We start from the raw sequence: 22494 nt of genomic DNA, 5'->3' as shown, positions 1-22494 counted from the left end.
GGGCGGCCACCTTCGATTCAAGCGAGATGACGGCTTGCTACATCATAGCGCAGCCGTCATGCTTCGCTTTCGACCGAAGTGTGATCGCCGAACCCGCCTAGGCGTGCTGCGGCATCTCCTCGGCCTCTTCCTTGGCAAGCAGCAGCAGCATCTCGATGCCCATGTCGCCTTCCTGCGGCGAGCGGATGAACTTTATTTCGTCGGCGCTTTGCCGCAACGCGGCAACGATCGCGACGGCCTGATTGGCCGTTGCCGCCTCGGTCGCCAGAATTGCCTTCTGGTTCTTGGCCTGAAACCCGATCGTGTAGGACATGCGTTCCCTCCCGGACTGAGTGGACCGATCGAATCTGAGTCGCGCGCGGAGCGGAAGCCTGTGTGAGTACGGACCGGGATTATCTGGGGATGGCCCGCAAGGCTCAGGCAAGCCCGAGCATCGCGCGCGCCTCGTTGGCGGTCGCGACGCTCGCACCCAGGCTCTTGACGATGCCAGCGGCATGCGTGACCAGTTCCGCATTGGTCTTCGCCAGCACGCCCTTGGACATATAGAGATTGTCCTCCATCCCGACGCGGACGTGGCCGCCGAGCAAATAGGCTTGCGCAACCATCGGGAATTCAGCGCGGCCGATACCGAAGCCCGACCAGATCGCGCCCGGCGGCAACAGGCTGCGGGCATAGAACATCGTCTCGGGCGTGGCGGAGAAGCCGTATTTGACGCCGAGCACGAGCGAAAACAGGCCCGGTCCCTTCAGCGTGCCGTCGGCAAGGAGATCGCGGGCCAGATGGCAGTCGCCGGAATCGAACAGCTCGATCTCCGGCAGCACGCCGGCCGCCTTCATCCGCTCGGCCATGATGCGGACGTTGCGCGGGGTGTTGATCACGACCTCGCCACCCGAGTTCATGGTATTGAGATCGAGCGTGCAGATGTCGGGCTTGAGCAGCTCGATATGCTCGACGCGCTTTTCGGGTTGCAGCAGCGTGGTACCTGCAGCGGCGACGCGAGGGTCTTCGACCGAAGGCACAAAGCGCCCGCCGGGACCGGTCGTGAGGTTGATGACGAGAGACGTGTTGCGGGCGCGAATGCGATCCACCACATCGCGATAGAGATCGATCTCCATCGAAGGCCGCCCCGTTGCGGGATCGCGGACATGGATATGGGCAATCGCGGCGCCGGCTTCGGCCGCTTCCAGCGCCGATGTCGCGATCTGCTCGGGTGTGATCGGCAGATGCGGCGATTGCTCGGGCTTTGTCAGGTTGCCGGTGATGGCGCAGGTGATGATGGTTTTGGTGGCGGTCATGCGTGCTGTCCCTTTTCGTAAAACGCGCCACGAGCACCGGACCTCTTCCTTCTCCCCTTGCGGGAGAAGGTGGCGCGAAGCGCCGGATGAGGGGTTCTCTCCACGCGCTCAACTCACAACGGCGCGCGCGGAGAGAACCCCTCACCCGTCTCGCCGCTATGCGGCGAGCCACCCTCTCCCGCAAGGGGCGAGGGCAGGAAAGTCAGATAATGCCCTGCTGCTTCAGCGCCTCGATCTTGCCGGCATCATAGCCGAGCTTGCCGGCGAGCACCTCCTGGGTGTGCTCACCGAGCAACGGCGGGGCGCGGTAATCCTTGATCGGGGTTTCCGAGAGCGTCAGCGCGTTGCGGATCAGCGAGAGATCGGGCTGGAAGGGATGGTCGACCTTCACCCGCATGCCGCGCGACTGGACGTGGGGATCGGAAAACACCTGCTCGAAATTGTTGATCGGGCCCGACGGCACGCCGGCCTCCTCCAGTCTGTCCAGCCAATAGGCCACCGGCTGCTTCAGGAACAGGCCGGCGAAGATCGCCATGATCTCCTTGCCATGCACGACGCGGTCGTTGTTCTTGACGAACCGCTTGTCGCTCGCGAGCTCGGGCGCGCCGAGTACGGCGCAGGTGCGCTGGAACTGGCCGTCATTGCCGACCACCAGCATCAATTCGCCGTCGGTGCAGCGGAACACGCCGGCCGGCATGCCGCCATTGCCCCAGGTGCCGCGGCGCGGCGGCGTCTTGCCGTTGACGAGGTAGATCTGCAGCCAGTGCGACAACGATGCGATCACGGTGTCGAACAGGCAGACGTCGATATGCTGTCCCACGCCATCATTGGCGTCGCGATGGTAGAGTGCCGAGAGAATCCCGATCGAGGTGTTCATGCCGGTCATGTAGTCGACGATCGACGGGCCGACCTTCATCGGGCCCTCGCCGGGCTCGCCGTCGATATGGCCGGTGACGCTCATCAGGCCGCCCATCGCCTGCAGGATGGCGTCATAGCCGGCGCGCGGCGCATAGGGGCCGGTCTGGCCGAAGCCGGTCACCGAGCAATAGATAATGCCGGGATTGATCGCCTTGATGGTCTCGTAGTCGAGGCCATAGCGCTTGAGATCGCCGACCTTGTAGTTCTCCATGAAGACGTCGACGTCCTTGGCGAGCTCGCGGATGATCGCCTGCCCCTCGGGCTTGGCGATGTTGACCGTGACCGACTTCTTGTTGCGGTTGGCACAGAGGTAAAACGAGTTGTTGTTGTTGGCCTTGCCATCAGGGTCGGTCAGATAGGGCGGGCCGAAGGCGCGCGCGTCGTCACCGGTGCCCGGCCGCTCGATCTTGATCACCTCCGCGCCCAAATCGCCCAGCATCTGGGCCGACAAGGGCCCGGCAAGCACGCGGGTGAGGTCAAGGATCTTGATGCCTGAGAGCGGCAGGGCCGACATGTCGAATTCCTCCGGGAACTGGATATTGGCGCGGCGGCGAAATCGCGGGCCGCGCTCCCTGCGGATACACTATTTTGGCGGTCCGAGCACTGCACTGGGGGCATACGGCTATCCCCCCGCCCGCCCGGCGCAGGTCATCCGCGCGGTGAATTTCCGCAGCGCGAATATTCTCAGGTCACGGCCGCTGCAGCCACTTGCGGCCGCCGTCGGCCGAGCAGGACCAGGATCAGCACCGTGGCGCAGGAGCAGACGAAGGTGAGACCGAGCGCGCCGCGGCTGCCGAACTGGGTGAGCAGGCCGACAAGGAGCGGGGGCGAAACCGCGGAGGCGAGATTGAGCGGCAGCGCGATCATCGACATCGCCTTGGCGAACTCGGTCTGATCGTAGAACACGAGCGGGATCGTCGCCCGCGCCACCGCCATCGCGCCGCTGCCGGCGCCGTAGAGCAGGATGAAGGCCGCAACCGCCCAAGTCGCGCCCTCGCTCGTCATCAGCAGCAGCATGGCGATCGGCAGCGCCGTGCCGGCGACGAGCCCGGTCGTGATTCCGTCCCACCGCCCCCCGCCGAGAAAATCGAGCCCGCGCGCGCTGACCTGGATCACGCCCAGCATCGAGCCGAACGCAAGCGCCTGCGCTGGGGGAAGCCCCTCCGCCCGGAGCAACTCGATCATGATGGCGCCGATGCCGAAATTGACGAAGGCATTGAGCGTGATCGCGGCGACGACGAGGCTGAAGGTGCTCCTGGGAATCGCGGGCGGCGGCGAAGACTTTACCGGCTCACCGCCACGATCACCGACAATTTTCCGGCGCGGTGCAAAGAATGCATAGAGCGGAAGATTGATGACGATCATCATCGCCGCATAGACGAGGCACGTCCCGCGCCAGCCGAGCAGACCGCTGAGGAACGACGTCGTCGGCCAGAAGATGCTGCTCGACAGGCCCGTCACCAGCATCAGCGCGCCGATCGCGTTCTTGGCCTGCCGCCCGGCGACCTCGTTCAGCATGATATAGGCGCCGGTCGACAGCGTGGCGCTGCCGGCGATGCCGAGGACGATCCAGGCGGCGAAATACAGCAGCGGCTCGCGCGCGAGGGACAGCAGGATGAAGCCCGGCACGGTGAGGACCGTGCCTGAGATCATCACCTTTCGTGCGCCGTGCCGCGCAAAAGACTTGGCGAGCCAGGGCGCGCACAGCCCCATCGACACATAGAGCACGGACGTCCCGGCGAACACCGCCGGCAAGCTCATGCCGAGATCGGCCGCGAGATCGCGTCCGACGATGGCGGGAAGACCTATCGTACCCCACCCGACAAGCTGGGAGACCGCGAGCACCAGCAGGACCCCGATGAGCCTGCTGTCAGATTTCAGAAACCGCATTCCAACCGTCGCCTGCCCGCCAGGCGCAGATCACGCCTGTGACGGCAGTCTTACCCGGAGACTCGGCGCACGGAAACGCCGGCTGTCGAATGGCAGCAGGCGGCCGGGAGCATGTCAGGAGGCGGCAGGAGCTCCCTGCCCCGCGATCCCGAGCAGGGATCGCGCCTCGGCCGCAGTCGCCACGCGCCGGCCGTGGCGCGCGACAGCCTCACCGGCGATGGTCACGAGCTCGGCGTTGCTGGCCGCGAGGCGCGCCTTGTCGATCCTGATATTGTCCTCGAGTCCGGTGCGGACCGCATCGGCGCCCCGCGCGAGCGCCCAGCCCATGACCTCGGCCTGGTGGCGTCCGATCCCGGCGGCCGTCCACGTCGCCTTCGGGATCAGCCGCCTGAGTTCGCCCAGCAGAATGTCGAGGACATGCTCGTCCGCGGGCATGGCGTTCTTGACGCCCATGACGAACTGCACGTGCGGACGCGCGTCGATCAGCCCAGCCTCGATCAAGCGGCGGGCCCCGTGCAGATGCGACAGATCGAAGATCTCGATTTCCGGCCGGATGCCATTCGCCTTCATCCCGGTGGCGAGGGTCTCGACCAGGGCGGCGCTGTTCTCGTAGACGATGGTCGGAAAGTTCACCGATCCCGTGGACAGCGAGGCCATGTCCGGCTTCAGATAGAGCGACGATCCGCGCGCCGAGGGATCGCGGCCCCGCCCGCCGGTCGAGAACTGAACGATCATGTCAGGACAGTGCTTCTTGATCCCCGCCTGCACCAGGGCGAAACGCTCGGGATCGGAGGACGGCGTCTCGTCGTCGTTTCGAACATGGATGTGGGCGAGCGTGGCACCGGCTTCGAAGGCCTGGTGCGTCGACTCGATCTGTTCGGACGGCAGGATCGGGACCGCGGGATTGTCCTTCTTGCGCGGAACGGAGCCGGTGATGGCGACAGCGACGACGACGGGGTTCATCTTGCAACAACCTCATATTGATTGCGCTCACGCGCACCAAACTCGAATCGGCAGCCTGACTCTGCAGTGAGGCCCTGCCGCCGCGAACATCATCGATCGCGGCGGCAGTTGCCTCTACCATACCGTCAGGTCCGAACCGTGGCAGCCCCGCTCACTGCATCGCCGGCACGCTGGCGGTCATAATCTGCCCGCGGCATCGGAACGGCATTGGGATTGCCGAGATCGTCGATCCTGATCCGATAGGTTTCCCGCGCGGTCAGGGCCGCCAACGCGGCGATGACAGTGATGCCGAAAGCAATCGCCCCCACCGTCAAGGGAATGTTGGTCGAGCCGGGAGGCGCGACGGTCGCAAACAGGGCGGGAAGCAATGCGGTGATGGTGGTTCCGATGTTCTGCGATATCGCCATCGCCGAGACGCGGGTGCGGGTCGGAAACAGCTCCGGGTAAAAGCTCGGGAAGATCGCGTTGTAGCCCTGATAGACGACGCCCCACATCAGCAGCGACACCAATATTGCCAGCGGCACATTCCTGATGCTGATGGCATAGAGATAGCAAAAGGCGAGCAAGCCGGAGAGAAGCGCGCCTACGACGATCGGAGGCTTGCGGCCGACCTTGTCGGAGAGATTGCCGACGAAGGGAATGACGAACACCGCCAGCATGTTTCCGAGCACGGGGATCCAGAGATAGACGTCCTTGGCAAAACCAATCCCGTAGGCCGGCTGCACCGCATAGGCCGCGCCGAAGATGGTCGCAACGACAGGAATGACATTCATCAGCGCCATGCAGATGACCCTGAGCATGTCGCGCCAGCTCAGCTTGATGGCCTGGACGATGGGCGCGCGCGGCGTTTCTCCCCGTTCGCCCTCGCGGGCAAAGGCAGGGGTCTCGTCGACTTCGCGACGGATGATGTAGCCCGCGACGATGACGAAGAAGCTGAGCAGGAAGGGAATCCGCCAGCCCCAGCTGTTGAAGGCCTCGGTCGGCATATAGGCCGCCAAGGGCAGGAAGATTGCTGCGGCGAGGATCTGTCCGGCCTGCACGCCCTGAAGGGCGAAGCTGGCATAGAAGCCCCGCCGACCGAACGGCGCGTGCTCCAAGATCATCGAGCTTGCGCCTGAGATTTCGCCGGCAACGGCAAATCCCTGCACGAGGCGCAGAATGACGAGCAGAATTGGCGCCAGGATGCCGACCTGCTGGTAGGTCGGCAGGATACCCACGGCCATCGTCGAGATGCCCATCAGGAACATGCAGATGATGAGAACCGTCTTGCGGCCGTGGGTGTCGCCCCAGTGCCCGAGGACGAACGCGCCAATCGGCCGGGCTACATACCCGACGCCATAGGTCGCCAGCGAGGCGACGATTGCGACGGTGGGATTCTCCGACGGGAAGAAGATTTGCGGGAAGATCAGTGACGCGGCGGTCGCGTAGATGAAGAAGTCATAATATTCGAGAGCCGACCCGATCCAGCCGCTGGCAGCGGCTTTCCTGGACTGACTCATCTGATTGATCGCGGTCATCTCAAGATTCCTCCCTTGGGTTTTTTACTGACGTCCCGTTGACGGGCTTCGCTCAAAATTGGGCAGCACTCTCCGGCCGCTCTGCGGAGTTTCGCGAGCGCTTGTCACTGCCGATGGGTGTCTGCTTGGTGGCGACGATAGGCTATCGCCCGGCTAACACAATTACCCAGTTATTCGACAAACCTAACACGATGTTATTTGTGCGAGAGCCCACGTCCCGGCGAACACCGCCGGCAGGTTCATGCCGAGATCGGCCGCGAGATCGCGTCCGGCGATGGTGGGGTGGGAGGCGGTTGACATTGGACCATTGCATGGTCCACTTTATGAAAATTGAGGAAGGACAATGAGATGCGGGTCTCCGTTACCGACGCAAAAGGACAATTGACCGATCTTGTCCGCCGCGCAGAGGCCGGCGACGAGGTGATCCTGACGCGGCATGGACATCCCGCGGTGCGGCTCGTCCCGGTCAAGCTTGCGCCGGACCGCGCCGCCCGCCGGACCGTGCTCGAGGCGGCGCGAAGGACTGGCGGGGCCAAAGCTATCCCCGGACCGACCGCTGCGCGCAGTCAGGACTTTCTTTTCGGCGATGACGGACTGCCGGAATGATCGCAGTCGACACTTCCGCGCTGATGGCGATCGTGCTCGACGAACCGCAAGCCGATGCTTGCATCACCGCGCTGGAGACCGCCGACGAAATCCTGATCTCGGCGGCCTCCGTTGCAGAAAGCCTGATCGTCGCGGCACGGCGGGGCGTCGACGAAGAGATGAACAAGCTGATTAGCGATCTCGGTTTGAACGTGATCTCGGTGACCCAAGCTTCGGCCGAACGCGTGGCGCAGATCTACTCGCGTTGGGGCAAAGGCATTCGTCCCGCCGGTCTCAACTTTGGTGACTGCTTCGCCTACGATGTCGCCAAGGAGCATGGCTGCGCACTTCTTTACGTCGGCGACGACTTTGCCAAGACGGATATCGTTGCAGCGGCGTAAGTCGACCGCCGGTGCGGCGACTTGACGGCCGAACAGAAAAGTCGCGGGGCAGCCGTCAGGCTGTATGGCCGGAATCGACGTGCTTCGGCGTTTTCTTGTCGCGTTGAGGTGTCATCCTGGCTGGATCCGGCGCGTTCGGCACGCCGCGCGGCCCGAGCTGGTCGCGCTGAATGTCATCTTCGGAGCGGGAGGGTTCAACGCCGTTCGGCTCACGGGGCTTGGTCATCGCAGCCTCCTGAAGTGTTCTGCTCGGAGTGTCCCGTCAAATTCCCAGGGCGTTCTCGCCGGCTTCGCGGCCGGGCACGCTGACATGGACTTCGTGTCCCTCGCGAAGCGCCAGTGATGCTGCGGCAACCGCCGACTCGAAGGCCGCTTCCTTGGTGGAGTATCGGTTCTTGACGTCGCCGTCGTGCAGCACGCCCCATTCGTCCTGCACCGGCACGATCGTGTATTGAGCAAGGCCCATGGTGTAACTCCTCGAGATCTATCGCTGCGTGAGCTGCGGGTGCGCCGCCGTCACGCGCCACACCGTGTTGCCGCTGTCATCGGCGACCAGCAGCGCGCCGGTCTTGTCGATGGCGACGCCGACGGGCCGCCCGCGCGCGTGATTGTCGCTGTTGAGGAAGCCAGTGACGACATCCTGCGGCGGGCCGCTGGGCTTGCCGTCCGTGAACGGCACGAACACCACCTTGTAGCCGTTCAAGACCTGCCTGTTCCAACTGCCGTGCTCGCCGACGAACGCGCCGCTGCGATAGGCCGCCGGCAAACTCGCGCTGGTGTTGAAGGCCATTCCGAGCGGCGCGACATGCGAGCTCAGCGCGTAGTCAGGCACGATCGCCTTGGCGACGAGGTCGGGCCGCTGCGGCTTGACGCGAGGATCGACATGCTGGCCGTAATAGCTGTAGGGCCAGCCATAGAAGCCGCCGTCCTTCACTGATGTCATGTAGTCGGGCACGAGATCGGGGCCGAGTTCGTCGCGCTCGTTCACCACCGTCCACAGCGCGCCGGTCTGCGGCTCGAAACTGAGACCGTTGGGATTGCGCAAGCCGCTTGCGAAGATGCGCCAGCGGCCGCTGGCACGGTCGATCTCGAGGATGGCGGCGCGATTGTGCTCGGCCTCCATGCCGTTCTCGGTGATGTTGCTGTTGGAGCCGACGCCTGCATAGAGCTTCGAGCCGTCGGGGCTTGCGACCAGGCTCTTGGTCCAGTGATGGTCGATCGGCCCGCCCGGCAGCGGCGTCAGCACCGTGCCCGGCGCGGTGATCTTGGTATCGCCTTCGGTATAGGGATATTTGACGATCGCATCGGTGTTGGCGACATAGAGATCGTTGCCGACCAGCGCGACGCCGAACGGCGAGTTGAGATGGTCGAGGAAGACGCTTTGCGTGTCCGGGACGCCGTCGCCGTTGCTGTCGCGCAGCAGCGTGATGCGGTTGCTCTCGCCGGTGTCGCCGCCTGATGTCGCCCAGGATTCGATGTACCCCATCACGATTTCCTTGGGCCGCTTGATTGGAGCGCCCTTCGGCGCCTTGGATTCCACCACCAGCACGTCGCCGTTGGGCAGCACGTAGAGGAATCGGGGATGCTGCAAGCCGGTCGCAAAGGCCTTGGCCTGCAAGCCCTGCGCAACGGCCGGCGTCTCGTCCTTTTTCCAGCCGACGATGCGGGCGATGTGCATCGGCGGCAGCAGATATTGCTGGATGTCGGGAAGCGTCGGGTTGGCGCCGGTTTGCGCCTTCGGATCGCCACTGCCGTCATTGCATCCGGCCAGACACAGCAGCGAAGCGCACAACAGCACCCGAGCGATTGCGGAGTTCATCGCGCAACTCCTACGCCGTGGCGATACACCATGGCCCAGCCGAGCCAGCCGGTGACCGGCAGGATCAATACGGTGATGGCTGAAAGAAGGAGCCCGGTCGGCCACACGGAGGTCCAGGCATCGCGCGTGTGAATCAACGCATTGACGATCGCCAGGACCAGCGCCAGCGCATTGCCGATCAGATGCGGCCAAGCCGGCGACTGCGCCCGCACCAGGCGGTTGCCGAGGAAATCGGTCAGGCCGGCGATGGCGGCCAGCACGCCGAAGATCACGCCGACGACCAGAAGCCAGGCGGAAAAATCCGCCCACATGATCTCGGCACTGACGACATAGGCGATGTCGGTCAGCAGCGCTCCAATGAAGCAAGCGATCGGGATCGGCACCAGCATCGGATGAATCGGATGGCCCGCGATTTGTGCGGTCGCGCGCACGCGCACGTTATCTTGCACGGTTGGCATCTTGCACGGTTGGCCTCTTGTCAGATCGCCACCCCTCCCCGTTGGAAAACACCCGCTTCCAGCGAAGGTTCCTGATCGTCGGCCTCAGCGCCGCCGTGCCTCAACAGCGCTGCGGCGTCCAAGCGCTCACGAGGAACCCCTTGCCGGTGCGGGCCTTGACCCGGGCATTGAGATGAACCTGCCCTTCAGGAGACTGCGGAGTGGACCAGCCTGGCGACGGCGCCTCCTTCAATCCAGCCTCGAAGCTCGACGGCGTTTCGCGGCGCCAGACCGAGCAGATCGAATCCCAAAGCCGGCCGAACGCCGCGCTCATCCACGAGACGATCCGCGCCGAGGGTGAGCAGGAACTGGAGCGGCGATGGTGGGCTATCGTGCTGTCCGGCCTCGCCGCCGGTCTTTCGATGGGATTGTCCCTGATCGTCCAGGGCGAGTTTCACGCGCTGATCTCCGACGAGGCCACCCGGCGCCTGGTGGCTCCGCTCGGCTACACGGTCGGCTTCCTGGTCGTGGTGCTGGGACGGCAGCAGCTCTTCACCGAGAACACACTGACACCGATCCTGCCGCTGTTGCACAACAGGGATCTCGCCACGCTGTGGAGCGTGATCAAGCTGTGGGGCCTGGTGCTCGCCTCCAACATCGCGGGAACCTGGGCGGTCGGATCTGTGCTCGCGCACACCAGCATCTTCGAACCACGCATCGTGGACGCCTTCGTGGATCTCAGCCGCCACACCATCGAGGGCACGTTCACGACGACCCTTGTCCGGGCGATCTTTGCCGGCTGGTTGATCGCCTTGATGGCGTGGCTTCTTCCGGCGACCAAGGGATCGCGCGCACACATCATCGTCGTGATGACCTATGTGGTCGCGCTCGGCCAGTTCGCGCACATCATCGCGGGCTCGGTCGAGTGCGCCTTCCTGGTCCAGAGCGGCCTGGCGTCGCTCTCACAATATGCCTCGGACTTCTTCGTACCGACACTCCTCGGCAATATTCTTGGCGGAACGACACTGGTGGCCCTGCTGAACTACGGACAGGTCGCCCCCGAAATCGACGACCACAGGGAATAAAGAGGCTGCACAAAAGCTGCCGCCTCGACAGGAACGATGGGCGCGAGCCGAGCTTGCCTCAGCAAATCAACGCGCGGCGACGAGCAGGATCAGTCATGAGCACCAACATCAAGAGCCCGTTCGACAAGGAACCGGCAGAAGGATCACGCGACATCATCGATCGTGAATTGCAGCGTGCCGAAGATGCCGCCAACAATAAGGTCGATCATCTCCCCGGCGTGAAGGTCAGCGGGCAGCCCCAGGGCGGCGCAGTCGATCGTGCCCGGAAGCAGCGCGAGGAGAAGGATAGCGAACAGGAATAGAGTCGCTCTGCCGACCCGAAACGCCAAGTCGGTCAAGCGAGACGCATTCAATTCGTTCGGGACTGGCAATGACTGACAGCCCATCGTTCTGAGGAAACGTGGTTCTGGGGAAACGTGGAACTTCCCAGCCCCGCGTATGTTGTGGGCGATGAGTGATGCGGCGGCCAGCACAAGGCGGGGCGCCATTTCTTGCACAGGATTGCCCATCATCGAACTCAGGAGCCCGAAATGAGCCGCGGAATGCCATCGATGACCGCCCTCTTGGGTATGCTCGCAATCGCCGGCTATCAAAATCGGGACAAGCTCGCCGACATGTTTCGCAATGCTACCTCCGGTCAGCCGTCGGGTACCAAGGATTCCCTGAGCGGCATGCTCGGCAATCTTGGCGGCCTTGTGGGAGGCGGCGGTGTCGGTTCGCTGCTGAACCGCGGGATCGGCGAGTTGCTCGAACACTTCAGGCAGAACGGGCAAGGCGATGCGGCTCAATCCTGGATCAATCAGGGGCCAAACCGCGAAGTCACCCCGCCCGAACTCCAACAGGCGATCGGTCCGGACGTTCTTCAAAAACTGGAGCAGCAGACCGGCCTGTCTCAGCAGGAGATCCTGAACCGATTGTCGCGCGAGCTCCCGGCAGCGGTGGACAAATACACGCCGGACGGACGCCTTCCGGCGCAATCCGGATAACACTCCTCACGACTCGAGAAAAGATATGAGCATCATCTGGACGATCATCATCGGTTTCATCGCAGGCGTCATCGCGAAGTTCATCATGCCCGGCGACAACGAGCCCTCGGGTTTCATCCTGACCACGATCCTGGGAATAGTAGGCGCGTTCGTTGCGACCTATCTGGGCCAATCCCTCGGCTGGTACCGGCCAGGAGAAGGCGCAGGACTCGTGGGGGCAGTGGTAGGCGCCATCATCGTGCTTTTTGTCTACGGTTTTGTAGCCGGTCGCAGCCGTCGGGCCATCTAACCACAGTGGACGGAATTCCGCGCGTTAGCGGAGAATTCGCCCGGCGCGAAAGGCGATCGGCAAGATGAAATGGATGCTCGTTGTCCTGGTAGGAGGCATGACCCCGGTCAACACCGACCTGGTTTTCGACAAGTTTGCCGATTGCCTTGCCGCCGAGGAGCAGATGCGAAAGCACTATACGGACGCTTTCGAGGCTTGGGACCGATGGGCCGCGGCCAATATCGAGCGACGACGCGAATACTCAAAGGTGCGCGAGCTCCAGGCCAAACGGCTGCTCAGCAACATCGGTACGTGCGTTCCTCACGCAGGCGGCGAAGCCGCAGCGCCTCAGCAATTGAGCAATCCGGCACCTTCTCCGCAAGCCATACCTGCGCCGCAGCCAAGTCCGAAAACGTGACGTTTGAGCCCCTAAAAGCCCCCTGGCACGCCACTAACCTGAGACTTTTTGAGGAGATCAGCATTGAGCGACAGGACCGGCAATGAACCTGCACCCTTGGTGCTTTTCGGCGTGGCAACTATCCCGATCGTTGCGGTGTTGGCGTGGTTCGCTTTCTAGCTTTGAACTTTTTCCGCGATCGCGCGTGATACAGTTGAAGCGTCCCTAAGCTTCACCAGAAAGCCCCGCTTCCCCCAGGCGGGGTTTTTGCTGTCGGCGCTGCATCAACGCACCGATCTTTTCAAGCGCCCTTTTGGCTTGACCACTTTTTCCCGATGCAGCAGCCTAGATATGGGCAGGGTTTTGAGGAGGCACAATTGCCGAAAACCCTAGTGGAATTCAGAGCGCAGAACCTTCGTTTACTTGAGCAGCTTTGTCCGGACGATCCGGGCTACATTCAATCGTGGATCAGGAAGTTCGACCAGCAGAATGGGATCGAACCTGAAGCTCCTGCGAAGTCCCGCCGGGAGCGAGGTGTTGCTTCACCCAAGAAGGCAAGGTCCGGCGACCGAACCAATTGAGCGCGTGGTTTCCTTCGCTCGGCGCCGGACGCTACGGCCAAGAGGCGTTGGGCCAGGCAGCTCGCCGCTTTTTCCGGGGAGCGCTCGCCTTGGCCTTCAACTCACCGCTCGCGGTATTCGGCACACGAGCCACACCTCCGAGCGCAGCTGCAAGGACATCGCGCTGAGCATTTAGCCAATGCATCTCGGCCTTACCGTGCTCACAGCCGTTTTCAACCCACAGCACCCATGTCTTCGGGCCGGACATTGAAATCGTTGGAGCGGGTGAAGGGATCGAACCCTCGTATTCAGCTTGGAAGGCTTACGATTTAGGATAGATTCGCAAATGAAATCAGTGCACCGCGAAATACATGTGCCATTCGTGTGCCGGTCAGTGGTCCGGACCAGTCATGGCTTCCGAATAGAACGCGAACGCATCGGCGATGTCGGCCTGTTTTTCTCGCAATAAGCCGGGTGAGTTGATCCGGGTTTCCACAATGGTGCGGAAGAATTGATATGGCGTCTGCCCTTTGAAGTTCCGCAACATGGCTCGCAGTTCCTCGACCTTAGCATCTTCACTGACGTGGAACCAATTCGGTTTCCAAAGCCGAGCGAAGAGGCGAACCACGCTCATATGTTCAGTGACGGCTCCAAACACCGCAGCGTAATTTTCAACCACCATTATAAGCTCGGCAGCGTTAGTTTCAGCGATCTTACGCACCCCAAGTTCGCCAGAAGGATCGCGATCAGCATGCTTGAGGAAATTGTAAGTCTCTCGATGGATACCAAACCACTGCTTGCGATACTCAGGCTTGATAAATTCCTCAAAGTCGAATGCCAATGCGCGTCCACTTTTCTTGGCCACGTCAGTCAGAATTTTGTCCGCCGATTGTATCAAAACGTGCGTTGCGAAGGGATCTTCTGCCATCGCAACCATTCTAACTGCGGTATGTATCAGATGCCGAACTGCTTCCGCACGATCCATGTTTCTGAGCGGCGGCTCGCGATCGTCGTCCTCAATGCTCATCTAAACCTCTGCTGCGACTTTCCACAGTCTCACGTAAACAACCCCTTCGCGATCGCGTCCATCGTTTCGAGTAATGCTCGCTCAACACGCTGATAGTGATTCAAGGCAATGCCGACAACAAGACCATCGCACTGATGCAGCGAGAGCTGGCAAAACGTGACGCGGAATTCAATTCGAAGGTGGTGTAGACCGTCAATTGGCCAAGACGCAGAGCCGCTCCGGCATACATCTCTTGGGGCGAGATTGACGACGAGCAGGAAACGGCCGGGACAATTTTTTTCGGCCACTTGCATAGATTCGAAACCGCGTCGTCTGGGCCAACCTGCATCATAAAGGGGATGCCGGCGCCGAGTAATGCGGGCAGAAGCCCTAACAAGGATCTGCGATCAACTGCCATCTACGGCCATTCGGCAACGGCGAACGAATCTGGAACGATCATGTGCCTGCCGTCTCACACGGAGTAAATAGGAGCGCATAACAAGGGACGCCGGAACGGTTGGCAACGCTTGAAAAGTTTACGCAATTTCCGGCCGGCTCCGGCAAGGCCGTGACACACGCAATCGGTCGAAAACTGAGTTCAAAAAGTAAGAAAACCCTTGTCTCGCAAGGACTTTTATTGGAGCGGGTGAAGGGAATCGAACCCTCGTATTCAGCTTGGAAGGCTGCTGCTCTACCATTGAGCTACACCCGCGACAGGGGCTCCCTAACACGGCCGGGCGGCGGTCTCAACTGCCCATCAACTGCCCAATCGACGGCTTTCAGCTTCTTCCCGGCCTTGCGAACAGCCGCTGGTTCCTCCCGACCCGCCTCCCCTTAACAACACCGGAATTGCCGCCTATATTGATGTCTTCCGCAACCAACGAAAGGAGGTGATCCAGTGTCTCTTACCAAGCGCTGTCACCTCGCTGGGATCGCCCGCTAAGCTTTGAATAAAGGCTTGGCATCGGGGCGCTCTCAGCCCTGGACCAGCGAGCAAGAAATCGGGCGCGACGGGGGCCTCCCCCGCCGCGCCTTTTTCGTGGGTCACGCGCCTGCTGCTCCGTCGGGCGGCTCGCCGGCGAGCACCTCGCGGATCCTCAGTGACAGGTCCGCCTTCCGGTACGGCTTCCTCAGCAGCGCGACGCCGGGACCGAGGTGGTCCTCGTGGTCGAGGGCGTTGTCGGTATAGCCGGACGTGTAGAGCACCCTCATTCCCGGGCGGAGGCGCCGCACGGCCTCAGCCAGTTCCTGCCCGTTCATGCCGCCGGGCATGATGATGTCCGTGAACAGCAGATCGAATTGGGCGCCCTGCTGCACCAGTGCAAGCGCGGTTGCGCCGTCGCCGGCTGCGAGGGTGCGATAGCCGAGGCTGCCGAGCTGGGCGATGACATAGCCCTGCACCAGCGGATCGTCCTCGACGACGAGAATCGTCTCGTGCCCGCGCGCCGCCGCGGGCGCCTGCAGCGCTCCGGTCCTCGCCTGCGCTCCGCCCGCAGATCGCGGCAGAAACAGCCGAATCACGGTGCCGCGGCCTTCCTCACTCTCGATCGCAACGCTGCCGCCGCTCTGCTTGGCGAAGCCGTAGACCATGCTGAGGCCGAGCCCGGTGCCGCGGCCGACCCCTTTGGTGGTGAAGAACGGCTCGAACACGCGGTCGCGGATGTCGGCGGGGATGCCATGGCCGGTGTCCGCCACCGCGACCATGATGAAGGCGCCGCGCGTGGCGTCGCCGTCACCAGCACCATTCGCGCCATCGAATTCGCGGTTCGCGGTCTCGAGCGTCAGCGTGCCGCCGCCAGGCATCGCATCGCGCGCATTGACCGCGAGATTGATGATCGCCGACGACAGCTGCGACGGATCGGCCATCGCCGGCCAGGCGTCGTCCGCGAGGCGGGTCACGATTTCGACGTTTCCGCCCAGGATCGGCTTCAACAGCTTCGCCGTCTCGAGCACGAGGCCGTTGACGTCGATCTCGCGCGGTTCCAGCGGCTGCCGACGCGCAAAGGTCAAGAGCTGCGAGGTGATCTCCGCGCCTCGCGCCGCCGCATCGTCGATGAGCTGGGCGATCGCGGCGAGGTCGGGCTTGTCCGCCAGCCCCTCCCGGATGATCTCGATGGTGCCGATGATGACGGTGAGCACGTTGTTGAAGTCATGCGCGACGCCGCCGGTGAGCTGACCGATCGCGTCCATCTTCTGCGATTGGCGAAGCCGCTCCTCCGTCTCGTGCTGCTCGGTCAGATCGGTGGCCGACCCACGATACCCCATGAAGCGCCCGTCGGCGTCGAACACCGGCTGGCCGTTGACGCTGAAATGGCGCGCGCGCCCAGCCGCATCGCGGCCGCGATACTCGAACTTCCGGAACGGCTCGTGGCGATCCAGCGTCGCCAGGTGACCGCGCCATTTCTGCGGCTCGGCATCGCGGTCGAAGGCGGCATCCGAACGGCGCCTCCCGATCAGCGCCGTGTGGTCCATGCCGAAAGCATCGGCCCGATCTGAAATGTAGGTGAACACGTGATCCGGGCCGGTCTCCCAGAACCAGTCGGATGCGGTCTCGGCATAGTCACGGAAACGCTGCTCGCTCGCGCGGGCGTTCTCCTCGGCATGCCGCCGGATCTTCAGGTCACGCTCGAGATTCCCATTGGCCTCGCGCAGCTCGCCATAGGTATGTTCGAGGTTGGCGCACATCGCGTTGAAGGCAACGACCACCTTGTCCAGCTCGTCGGCCTCGTAAGGCGGCCGGCGCTCCAGGCGCAGCGGCGGCGGCGGCCGTCCGAGGCTGTACTTGCCGACGTACTCGGCGATGGCGACGAGATGCCGCGTCACCAGCAGATGAAACATGTAGATGATGAACAACGAGACGAGGAACGTCTTTGCCGCCTGGCTTGCCAGAATGACGAGGGCCCTGTTCAGCAATTGCTGATAGACGTCGGTCAGCGTCGCCTCGACCCGGAGCGTGCCGATGGCACGCGAGGTCCCCTGCACCATCGTGCTCAGCGGAAATTCCCGGGTCATGATCGAACGGGTGTTTCGCTCGCCGACTTCGACCCGGATCGGATTGGGTCGATCGGCGATCTCGCGGACCTCCGCCGCACGGATGTCGGGCAGCCGCAGAATGCCATCGAGCTGGAGCTTGAGCTGGTTCTGGTCGAGATTCCACAGGCTCTCTCCGAGGCTGCCCGTGGTGCTGCGGCCGATCTCGTCCAGCCGCGTCTCGATCAGTCCGACCTCACGATTGTAATCCAGATAGAGCTGGAGCGCGGTCAGGGTCAGCGTCACGACCGACGAGAACAGCAGCACGGCGGCCAGCAGCCGGGGCCCGACGCCGCTGCGCGACCAGTTGAAGATGCGCGACAGGAGCGCCGCGAACATCGCAGGCGCGAGCGCGGCACCAATGCCGGTCAAATCCTGCTTCGCAGCCGCCGGCGCAATGGCGCGGCCACGCTTGGTATCGTCGTCACCTGCGTTGCCCATGCACCACGTCCCCGAAATGGCGGCACCTGCTCAGCCTACCGGCCGCAGCCGCGCGCAAAGTGAACGGTGAGGCTTTGCCGCGTCACGCGATACACGTGGCGATCCTGTCGGCCCTTGATCCTGTCGGCCCATGGGCGGCCTGAGTTCGACGGGGTCATATCTTGCGCCCAGCAGCAGGATTCCCGGGCAAACTACCACCTCGCGTGCTAGAATGACATCGGTGAAAGTCCGGAGCCGCCCGCACAGCGGGAAGGCGCTGCAAACGTTGCGGACCGGCGCAGCTGCCATCTCCGGTAGATCGCGCGGCACCGGAGTCCGATGGTAGCAGAGCACGCCAAAAGGCATGGCCAGGGAGATGCGTCATGAGGCGGATAGTCGTGGTCTGCCTGTTGCTGCTCGCGGCAGGCCCGTCGCAGGCGCAAGAGGTCATCCGGCTGGCACGCATCGCCGATATCCCCGATCAATATGTCGGCGGCGAGATGCTCCGTGCGGTCTATGCCCGGCTGAATATCAAGCTCGAATTCGAGGATGTCCCCGGCAAGCGCGCGCTCACGCTGTCGAGCACCGGCGAGGTCGACGGCGAGGTCCAGCGGATCGGAACGCTCTCTCGCGACTACCCGACGCTGATCCAGGTGACACCTGCGATCAATTACATCGAGCCTGCTGTCTTCACCACGAAACTGCAGTTCGACGTCGCCGGCTGGAATTCAATCAGAGACTACAGCATCGGCATCGTACGCGGCGTCGGCTCGTCGGAAGCCGGTACGCGCGGCATGACCCGGGTCACGGCGACGACAAGCCTCGACAACATGGTCAAGATGCTCGATGCCGACCGCTTCGACGTGATGGTCACCGACCTCTTCAGCGGGTTGGCTGCGGTGAAGAAACTCAATCTCCAGGCCAGGATCCATCCGCTCTCACCGCCACTCGAGCGCATCAGCATCTACCACCATCTGCATGAACGGCATCGCGATCTCGTGCCGAAGGTCGGAAGGATGATCGAGCAGATGGAGGCGAGCGGCGACCTCGCCCGGTTGCGGGAAACCCTGATCAAGCAGGTGCTGAGCGGGATGTGACACGCGGTCAGTTCGTGCGGGTCCGCTCCCGCACCGCAACCGCCGCGATCAACAGCCCGACGCACCAGGCCATGGCCGCCCGCGACGGCTCGCCGCCGAGCAACACGGTGAAGATGCCCGCGAGCAGGCATGGCGCGATCGCCTTGCCGGACCTGCTCGCGAGCGAGAGCAGGAACGGCATCGCGGCGATCGATATCTGCACGACGTTCATGGTTGCAGGCTGTTTCGCAAGCGTCGGGCTTAGAAGCCGCAAACGCTCATTGCGGGCGGGCGCTTGCCGCGCCGGCTTTCGACGATGCGCTCGCCGCCGCTCTCGGCCGAGCTGCCGTAATAGCGGTGGTGGCCGCTCTGGTCGTGCAGATCCGCAGCGTCCGACTTTCCCGCCCGACGCGCGTCGCAGATGATCTTGCAGATGATCTTGATGGTCGACATGGCCGCCTCCGAAGTGTTCTTGGTGGCAATCAGTCGCGCCGCATTCGGGCGGCGTTCACATTTTTCGGCCGCAATCGGGTTTCGGGAGGGTTTCGTCGCCGCACCCCGCGACGCAATATTTTCCGCAGCCCCATTGTCGGCTGCGACGGTGGTGATACGTCCTTGGGACGCGCGCAGCGAAAACAACGAGGTGACGATGCTTTACGCTATCCTGGCCTATCACGTGGAAGACGAGATCTTGTCTTGGACGCCCGAGAAGGACGCCGCAGTCGTGGCCAAAGTGATCGAGGTTCAGGCGCCCCTGCGGGCAAGCGGGCATTTCGGCCCGGCCGCCCGCCTGGATGAGACCCGAAAGGCCCGCACCCTGCGGGGCCCCGGCGCGGGCGTCGTGCTGGACGGCCCGTTTGCCGAGACCAAGGAGCAGCTTCTGGGCTTCCACCTCGTCGAATACGACACCGACGAGGAGGCGATCGCGGCCGCGCGGACGCTGCGCCAGGTCAATCCGTCAGCGGTTTACGAAATCCGCCCGGTCAAGCTTTACGTGCCGGCCGACGGGTTCGGCGCGACGCCTTCCGGCGAATGAACGGCAGGCCTATTTGTCCGTCCCCGTCGGCCCGGCATAGAAGCGCTGGATCAGCAGGCCGCCGAAGGCGATGAACCACACGAACGGCGCGACCTGCGGCGCGAACGCCGCAACGACCGTGCCCGGGATGAACACCAGCAACGGAAACAGCGAAGCCATGATCTCCTGGCGCCAGCCGCCCAGGATCCTCCACCACAGCCAGGCATTGAGGCCGGCGATCGCAGTCAGGTGCAGGCCGTAGAGCACGGCGACCGCACTGCTCGTGGGGTAGTTGGTGTAGAGGCCGTTGGTCACCGGCAGCAGCACGATCGACAGCAGGAAGAACAGATTGAGGATCACCGCGCCGCGGCTGCCGACGGGCTGGCGCGCCAGCCGCCGGTGATGGCTGATCCAGAACACGCCGGCGATGATGAAGCTGAGCGCTAGACCCGCGAGCTTGCCGGAATAGACCCGGGCGAGATCGTTCCAGTCGGGCGCGCTGGTGAACACCGCGGCCCTGGGCAGGTCGTAGGCGAGCAGCGTCATGGCGACGCCAAAGATGGTGTTGCTGAGCGATTCCAGCCGTCGCATTTCGAACTGGTCGGATTTGAGCTCGGTCATGCCGGTTAGCGCTTTTTCGGAATGGAACCTTGGGCCGTCTTGTCCCTAGGTCTTAACATCGGTCCCGTCCAGACGCATTGCGATTCGCAGCGGGATCGCCGACTCTGGCTGTTTCACCGGGGCGATTCGTGGCGACATATCTGGACACGCTCAATGCGGAGCAGCGCCGCGCCGTGGAGCATGGCGTGGCCGATGGTGCGACCGTGGGCGCGCCCCTGCTCGTCATCGCCGGTGCAGGCTCCGGCAAGACCAATACGCTGGCCCATCGCGTCGCGCATCTGATCGTCGCGGGCAGCGATCCGCGCCGCATCCTCTTGATGACGTTCTCGCGCCGCGCCGCGGCCGAGATGGCCGGCCGGGTCGAGCGCATCGCCCGAAAAGTGCTCGGCGAAAACAATGCCGCGATCATGCGCGACGCGCTCAGCTGGGCCGGCACGTTCCACGGCATCGGCGCACGGTTGCTGCGCGAATATGCCGAGCGGATCGGTGTCGATCCCGCCTTCACCATCCACGACCGCGAGGATTCCGCCGACCTGATGAACCTGGTCCGGCACGAGCGCGGATTGTCGAAGACCGAGAGCCGCTTTCCCGCCAAAGGCACCTGCCTGTCGATCTACTCGCGCTGCGTCAATGCCGAGATGGAGATCGAGAAGGTTTTGGGGGCGCACTATCCCTGGTGCGCAGGCTGGGCGGCCGAGCTGAAGGGCCTGTTCGCGGCCTATGTCGAGGCCAAGCAGGCCCAGCACGTGCTCGATTACGATGACCTCCTGCTCTACTGGTCGCAGATGATGAGCGATGCGCTGATCGCGGAAGAAATCGGCGGTCGCTTCGATCACGTGCTGGTCGACGAATATCAGGACACCAACCGCCTGCAATCCTCGATCCTGCTGGCGCTGAAGCCGGATGGACGCGGCCTCACCGTCGTCGGCGACGACGCGCAGTCGATCTATTCGTTCCGCGCCGCCACCGTCCGCAACATCCTGGATTTTCCGCAGAGCTTCTCGCCCCGCGCCGAGATGATCACGCTCGACCGCAATTACCGCTCGACGCAACCCGTGCTGGCGGCGGCCAACGGCGTCATCGGGCTGGCGCGCGAGCGCTTTACCAAGAACCTCTGGACCGACCGCGCCGGCACGCAAAAACCACAGCTCGTCACCGTGCATGACGAGGCCGATCAGGCCCGTTACATTGTCGAGGAAGTGCTGGCCAACCGCGAGCAAGGCGCGCTGTTGAAGCACCAGGCCGTGCTGTTCCGGACGTCCTCGCATTCGGGCCCGCTGGAGATCGAGCTCACCCGCCGCAACATTCCCTTCGTCAAGTTCGGAGGGCTCAAGTTTCTCGATGCCGCGCATGTCAAGGACGTGCTGGCCTTGCTGCGCTTCACGGAGAATCCGCGCGACCGCGTCGCCGGCTTTCGCATCCTGCATCTGTTGCCGGGGATCGGACCCGCGACGGCGCAGCGTGTGCTCGACCAGATGGCCGAGAGCACCGATCCGCTCGCCGCGCTCGGCCAGCTCCCGGTGCCGGCGCGCACCGGCGCGGATTGGACCGACTTCGTCCGCACCGTCGAAAATCTGCGCTATTCGGAATGGCCGGCCGATCTCGAACGCGTGCGGCTGTGGTATGAACCGCATCTCGATCGCCTCCACGAGGATTCCGAGACGCGCCGCGCCGATCTGATGCAGCTCGAGCAGATCGCGAGCGGCTATGCCTCGCGGGAGAAATTCCTGACCGAGCTCACGCTCGACCCGCCGGATGCGACCAGCGACAAATCCGGGCCACCCTTGCGCGACGAGGACTATCTGATCCTCTCCACCATCCACTCCGCCAAGGGCCAGGAGTGGAAATCGGTGTTCGTGCTCAACGTCGTCGACGGCTGCATGCCGTCGGATCTCGGCGCCGGCACCAGCGCCGAGCTCGAGGAGGAACGCCGCCTGCTCTATGTCGCGATGACGCGCGCCAAGGACGATCTGCACCTCGTGGTACCGCAGCGCTTCTTCGTCCACGGCCAGGCTGCCAAGGGCGACCGCCATGTCTACGCCTCGCGCACCCGCTTCATCCCGGAGCAGCTCGTCTATCTGTTCGAGCGCACCGCCTGGCCGAAAGCCGGCGCAAGCTCAGCGCGCACTGCCGCGCAAGGGCCAAAGGTCGACATCGGCGCGCGGATGCGCGGAATGTGGCGGTAAGACACAAGAGGCTGGTGTC

At 63.4% G+C, this 22494-nt stretch carries 26 protein-coding genes and 1 tRNA gene; 10 read left to right on the top strand and 17 right to left on the bottom strand.

What is annotated here, in order from left to right; all coding sequences use genetic code 11:
* Positions 1 to 97: 97 nt before the first annotated feature.
* The 6 genes from AC0L3J_RS19935 to AC0L3J_RS19910 all read right to left on the bottom strand — a co-directional run bounded on the left by AC0L3J_RS19935 (position 98) and on the right by AC0L3J_RS19910 (position 6583).
* Positions 98 to 313: a hypothetical protein gene (locus AC0L3J_RS19935; protein WP_007602925.1), complete on the bottom strand. Its 216-nt coding sequence runs from the start codon at positions 311 to 313 to the stop codon at positions 98 to 100.
* Between the two features lie 103 nt (positions 314 to 416).
* Entirely contained in the window at positions 417 to 1295 is an 879-nt protein-coding gene (locus tag AC0L3J_RS19930; protein ID WP_473348126.1) for a beta-keto acid cleavage family enzyme, read from the bottom strand.
* A 202-nt stretch (positions 1296 to 1497) separates the two neighbouring features.
* Complete coding sequence (locus AC0L3J_RS19925; protein WP_027518626.1) at positions 1498 to 2727, bottom strand: CaiB/BaiF CoA transferase family protein; 1230 nt, start codon at positions 2725 to 2727, stop codon at positions 1498 to 1500.
* Between the two features lie 170 nt (positions 2728 to 2897).
* The gene (locus AC0L3J_RS19920; protein ID WP_473348125.1) at positions 2898 to 4103 is read right to left on the bottom strand and encodes an MFS transporter; all 1206 of its coding nucleotides are present in this window, start codon (positions 4101 to 4103) and stop codon (positions 2898 to 2900) included.
* A gap of 114 nt (positions 4104 to 4217) precedes the next feature.
* Positions 4218 to 5066: a 3-oxoadipate:acetyl-CoA acetyltransferase gene (locus AC0L3J_RS19915; RefSeq protein ID WP_473348124.1), complete on the bottom strand. Its 849-nt coding sequence runs from the start codon at positions 5064 to 5066 to the stop codon at positions 4218 to 4220.
* Between the two features lie 125 nt (positions 5067 to 5191).
* Positions 5192 to 6583: an MFS transporter gene (locus AC0L3J_RS19910; RefSeq protein WP_473348123.1), complete on the bottom strand. Its 1392-nt coding sequence runs from the start codon at positions 6581 to 6583 to the stop codon at positions 5192 to 5194.
* Between the two features lie 348 nt (positions 6584 to 6931).
* Here AC0L3J_RS19910 and AC0L3J_RS19905 point away from each other — a divergent pair, with 348 nt between their 5' ends.
* Positions 6932 to 7189, top strand: a complete 258-nt coding sequence (locus AC0L3J_RS19905) for a type II toxin-antitoxin system Phd/YefM family antitoxin (RefSeq protein ID WP_007611675.1) — start codon at positions 6932 to 6934, stop codon at positions 7187 to 7189.
* A complete protein-coding gene (locus tag AC0L3J_RS19900) occupies positions 7186 to 7569 on the top strand; it encodes a type II toxin-antitoxin system VapC family toxin (RefSeq protein ID WP_456769397.1) in 384 nt (127 codons plus the stop codon). The genes AC0L3J_RS19905 and AC0L3J_RS19900 overlap by 4 nt, the downstream gene beginning before the upstream one ends.
* Positions 7570 to 7624: 55 nt before the next feature.
* On the opposite strand, the gene AC0L3J_RS19895 is transcribed toward AC0L3J_RS19900, so the two are convergent.
* Genes AC0L3J_RS19895 through AC0L3J_RS19880 form a run of 4 tightly spaced genes read right to left on the bottom strand, consistent with a single transcriptional unit; the run spans position 7625 to position 9837 of the window.
* Positions 7625 to 7795, bottom strand: a complete 171-nt coding sequence (locus AC0L3J_RS19895) for a hypothetical protein (protein ID WP_473348122.1) — start codon at positions 7793 to 7795, stop codon at positions 7625 to 7627.
* A gap of 36 nt (positions 7796 to 7831) precedes the next feature.
* The gene (locus AC0L3J_RS19890) at positions 7832 to 8035 is read right to left on the bottom strand and encodes a hypothetical protein (RefSeq protein WP_007611681.1); all 204 of its coding nucleotides are present in this window, start codon (positions 8033 to 8035) and stop codon (positions 7832 to 7834) included.
* A gap of 18 nt (positions 8036 to 8053) precedes the next feature.
* The gene (locus tag AC0L3J_RS19885; RefSeq protein ID WP_473348121.1) at positions 8054 to 9388 is read right to left on the bottom strand and encodes a PQQ-dependent sugar dehydrogenase; all 1335 of its coding nucleotides are present in this window, start codon (positions 9386 to 9388) and stop codon (positions 8054 to 8056) included.
* On the bottom strand, positions 9385 to 9837 hold the full coding sequence (locus AC0L3J_RS19880) for a DUF2231 domain-containing protein (protein WP_473348120.1): 453 nt from the start codon (positions 9835 to 9837) through the stop codon (positions 9385 to 9387). The genes AC0L3J_RS19885 and AC0L3J_RS19880 overlap by 4 nt, the downstream gene beginning before the upstream one ends.
* A gap of 209 nt (positions 9838 to 10046) precedes the next feature.
* Between AC0L3J_RS19880 and AC0L3J_RS19875 the strand changes: the two genes are divergently transcribed.
* From AC0L3J_RS19875 to AC0L3J_RS19855, 5 genes are all read left to right on the top strand, one after another.
* A complete protein-coding gene (locus AC0L3J_RS19875; RefSeq protein ID WP_473348119.1) occupies positions 10047 to 10910 on the top strand; it encodes a formate/nitrite transporter family protein in 864 nt (287 codons plus the stop codon).
* Between the two features lie 95 nt (positions 10911 to 11005).
* On the top strand, positions 11006 to 11212 hold the full coding sequence (locus tag AC0L3J_RS19870) for a hypothetical protein (protein ID WP_473348118.1): 207 nt from the start codon (positions 11006 to 11008) through the stop codon (positions 11210 to 11212).
* Positions 11213 to 11440: 228 nt separating this feature from the next.
* On the top strand, positions 11441 to 11896 hold the full coding sequence (locus tag AC0L3J_RS19865; protein ID WP_473348117.1) for a YidB family protein: 456 nt from the start codon (positions 11441 to 11443) through the stop codon (positions 11894 to 11896).
* A 25-nt stretch (positions 11897 to 11921) separates the two neighbouring features.
* Complete coding sequence (locus AC0L3J_RS19860; protein ID WP_018459399.1) at positions 11922 to 12185, top strand: GlsB/YeaQ/YmgE family stress response membrane protein; 264 nt, start codon at positions 11922 to 11924, stop codon at positions 12183 to 12185.
* A gap of 64 nt (positions 12186 to 12249) precedes the next feature.
* Positions 12250 to 12582: a hypothetical protein gene (locus AC0L3J_RS19855; RefSeq protein WP_473348116.1), complete on the top strand. Its 333-nt coding sequence runs from the start codon at positions 12250 to 12252 to the stop codon at positions 12580 to 12582.
* Positions 12583 to 13173: 591 nt separating this feature from the next.
* Here the strand turns inward: AC0L3J_RS19855 and AC0L3J_RS19850 are convergent.
* From AC0L3J_RS19850 to AC0L3J_RS19835, 4 genes are all read right to left on the bottom strand, one after another.
* A complete protein-coding gene (locus AC0L3J_RS19850) occupies positions 13174 to 13389 on the bottom strand; it encodes a DUF2934 domain-containing protein (RefSeq protein ID WP_473348115.1) in 216 nt (71 codons plus the stop codon).
* Positions 13390 to 13512: 123 nt separating this feature from the next.
* Positions 13513 to 14148, bottom strand: a complete 636-nt coding sequence (locus tag AC0L3J_RS19845; protein ID WP_473348114.1) for a hypothetical protein — start codon at positions 14146 to 14148, stop codon at positions 13513 to 13515.
* Positions 14149 to 14765: 617 nt separating this feature from the next.
* Positions 14766 to 14839 (bottom strand) — tRNA-Gly (locus tag AC0L3J_RS19840).
* 332 nt (positions 14840 to 15171) lie between these two features.
* A complete protein-coding gene (locus AC0L3J_RS19835; RefSeq protein ID WP_473348113.1) occupies positions 15172 to 17598 on the bottom strand; it encodes an ATP-binding protein in 2427 nt (808 codons plus the stop codon).
* 362 nt (positions 17599 to 17960) lie between these two features.
* Between AC0L3J_RS19835 and AC0L3J_RS19830 the strand changes: the two genes are divergently transcribed.
* On the top strand, positions 17961 to 18674 hold the full coding sequence (locus AC0L3J_RS19830) for a substrate-binding periplasmic protein (protein ID WP_473348112.1): 714 nt from the start codon (positions 17961 to 17963) through the stop codon (positions 18672 to 18674).
* Between the two features lie 7 nt (positions 18675 to 18681).
* Here AC0L3J_RS19830 and AC0L3J_RS19825 read toward each other — a convergent pair whose 3' ends face one another.
* Together AC0L3J_RS19825 and AC0L3J_RS19820 are read right to left on the bottom strand one after the other, a co-directional pair.
* Positions 18682 to 18885, bottom strand: coding sequence for a hypothetical protein (locus AC0L3J_RS19825; protein ID WP_473348111.1), 204 nt, complete (start codon positions 18883 to 18885; stop codon positions 18682 to 18684).
* 29 nt (positions 18886 to 18914) lie between these two features.
* Positions 18915 to 19106 (bottom strand): hypothetical protein, encoded by a 192-nt coding sequence (locus AC0L3J_RS19820; RefSeq protein WP_473348110.1) that lies wholly within the window; start codon positions 19104 to 19106, stop codon positions 18915 to 18917.
* 196 nt (positions 19107 to 19302) lie between these two features.
* On the opposite strand from AC0L3J_RS19820, the gene AC0L3J_RS19815 reads away from it, so the two are divergent.
* Entirely contained in the window at positions 19303 to 19689 is a 387-nt protein-coding gene (locus AC0L3J_RS19815; RefSeq protein WP_007611703.1) for a YciI family protein, read from the top strand.
* A gap of 9 nt (positions 19690 to 19698) precedes the next feature.
* Here AC0L3J_RS19815 and AC0L3J_RS19810 read toward each other — a convergent pair whose 3' ends face one another.
* On the bottom strand, positions 19699 to 20289 hold the full coding sequence (locus AC0L3J_RS19810) for a TMEM175 family protein (protein ID WP_473348109.1): 591 nt from the start codon (positions 20287 to 20289) through the stop codon (positions 19699 to 19701).
* Between the two features lie 128 nt (positions 20290 to 20417).
* Between AC0L3J_RS19810 and AC0L3J_RS19805 the strand changes: the two genes are divergently transcribed.
* A complete protein-coding gene (locus AC0L3J_RS19805; RefSeq protein ID WP_473348108.1) occupies positions 20418 to 22475 on the top strand; it encodes an ATP-dependent helicase in 2058 nt (685 codons plus the stop codon).
* Positions 22476 to 22494 lie beyond the last annotated feature (19 nt).

Source organism: Bradyrhizobium sp. Kon37, from assembly GCF_055807535.1.
The sequence above is the reverse complement of the archived record's forward strand: the minus strand, read 5'-3'. Positions and strand labels throughout refer to the sequence as shown.

Bases quoted from the DNA above. Each gene is read 5' to 3' on its own strand.
- AC0L3J_RS19910 (WP_473348123.1), bottom strand. From the start codon at position 6,583: ATGACCGCGATCAATCAGATGAGTCAGTCCAGGAAAGCCGCTGCCAGC.
- AC0L3J_RS19830 (WP_473348112.1), top strand. From the start codon at position 17,961: ATGAGGCGGATAGTCGTGGTCTGCCTGTTGCTGCTCGCGGCAGGCCCG.
- AC0L3J_RS19915 (WP_473348124.1), bottom strand. From the start codon at position 5,066: ATGAACCCCGTCGTCGTCGCTGTCGCCATCACCGGCTCCGTTCCGCGC.
- AC0L3J_RS19905 (WP_007611675.1), top strand. From the start codon at position 6,932: ATGCGGGTCTCCGTTACCGACGCAAAAGGACAATTGACCGATCTTGTC.
- AC0L3J_RS19835 (WP_473348113.1), bottom strand. From the start codon at position 17,598: ATGGGCAACGCAGGTGACGACGATACCAAGCGTGGCCGCGCCATTGCG.
- AC0L3J_RS19920 (WP_473348125.1), bottom strand. From the start codon at position 4,103: ATGCGGTTTCTGAAATCTGACAGCAGGCTCATCGGGGTCCTGCTGGTG.
- AC0L3J_RS19810 (WP_473348109.1), bottom strand. From the start codon at position 20,289: ATGACCGAGCTCAAATCCGACCAGTTCGAAATGCGACGGCTGGAATCG.
- AC0L3J_RS19925 (WP_027518626.1), bottom strand. From the start codon at position 2,727: ATGTCGGCCCTGCCGCTCTCAGGCATCAAGATCCTTGACCTCACCCGC.
- AC0L3J_RS19935 (WP_007602925.1), bottom strand. From the start codon at position 313: ATGTCCTACACGATCGGGTTTCAGGCCAAGAACCAGAAGGCAATTCTG.
- AC0L3J_RS19820 (WP_473348110.1), bottom strand. From the start codon at position 19,106: ATGTCGACCATCAAGATCATCTGCAAGATCATCTGCGACGCGCGTCGG.
- AC0L3J_RS19865 (WP_473348117.1), top strand. From the start codon at position 11,441: ATGAGCCGCGGAATGCCATCGATGACCGCCCTCTTGGGTATGCTCGCA.
- AC0L3J_RS19890 (WP_007611681.1), bottom strand. From the start codon at position 8,035: ATGGGCCTTGCTCAATACACGATCGTGCCGGTGCAGGACGAATGGGGC.
- AC0L3J_RS19870 (WP_473348118.1), top strand. From the start codon at position 11,006: ATGAGCACCAACATCAAGAGCCCGTTCGACAAGGAACCGGCAGAAGGA.
- AC0L3J_RS19860 (WP_018459399.1), top strand. From the start codon at position 11,922: ATGAGCATCATCTGGACGATCATCATCGGTTTCATCGCAGGCGTCATC.
- AC0L3J_RS19855 (WP_473348116.1), top strand. From the start codon at position 12,250: ATGAAATGGATGCTCGTTGTCCTGGTAGGAGGCATGACCCCGGTCAAC.
- AC0L3J_RS19930 (WP_473348126.1), bottom strand. From the start codon at position 1,295: ATGACCGCCACCAAAACCATCATCACCTGCGCCATCACCGGCAACCTG.
- AC0L3J_RS19885 (WP_473348121.1), bottom strand. From the start codon at position 9,388: ATGAACTCCGCAATCGCTCGGGTGCTGTTGTGCGCTTCGCTGCTGTGT.
- AC0L3J_RS19825 (WP_473348111.1), bottom strand. From the start codon at position 18,885: ATGAACGTCGTGCAGATATCGATCGCCGCGATGCCGTTCCTGCTCTCG.
- AC0L3J_RS19850 (WP_473348115.1), bottom strand. From the start codon at position 13,389: ATGTCCGGCCCGAAGACATGGGTGCTGTGGGTTGAAAACGGCTGTGAG.
- AC0L3J_RS19895 (WP_473348122.1), bottom strand. From the start codon at position 7,795: ATGACCAAGCCCCGTGAGCCGAACGGCGTTGAACCCTCCCGCTCCGAA.
- AC0L3J_RS19815 (WP_007611703.1), top strand. From the start codon at position 19,303: ATGCTTTACGCTATCCTGGCCTATCACGTGGAAGACGAGATCTTGTCT.
- AC0L3J_RS19900 (WP_456769397.1), top strand. From the start codon at position 7,186: ATGATCGCAGTCGACACTTCCGCGCTGATGGCGATCGTGCTCGACGAA.
- AC0L3J_RS19845 (WP_473348114.1), bottom strand. From the start codon at position 14,148: ATGAGCATTGAGGACGACGATCGCGAGCCGCCGCTCAGAAACATGGAT.